This window comes from Pseudomonas sp. DF5 (genome assembly GCF_058148225.1).
On the sequence record NZ_JBYVYM010000079.1, the window covers coordinates 1 to 434 of the forward strand.

The following is a 434-nucleotide window of genomic DNA, read 5'->3' on the forward strand; positions in this document are numbered from 1 at the left end:
GCGGTCAGTGGACTTACACCCTGGCCAACGGCACCGATGGCGTTGCCAGTGCCGTGCAATCGCTGAAGGCCGGCGAGAGTCACAATGAAGTGTTCAGCGTGCAAGTCAGCGATGGCTTGGGCGGTATCGACACCCAGCAGGTAACTGTCACCGTCACCGGCAGCAATGACGCCGCCGTACTGTCCTCGGCCAATGTCACACTGACCGAAACCAATGCTCCGCTGACTACGGGTGGTAGCCTGACCGTCAGTGATATCGACAGCCCGGAAAGCTTCCAGACGCAAACCAACACCGCCGGCAGCTATGGCCAATTCTCCATCGGCACCGACGGAGCCTGGACCTACGTCGCCAACTCCGCCCACAACGAGTTCGCCGCCGGCACCACCTACACCGACACCTTCGCCGTGAGCAGTGCCGACGGCACCCTCACCTCG

1 protein-coding gene is annotated in these 434 nt (G+C 62.2%); it reads left to right on the plus strand.

The genetic code is table 11. The features are described 5' to 3' along the window. The coding region (locus AC30D7_RS28775) for a VCBS domain-containing protein (protein ID WP_490136335.1) at positions 1-434 on the plus strand (434 nt) is incomplete at both ends.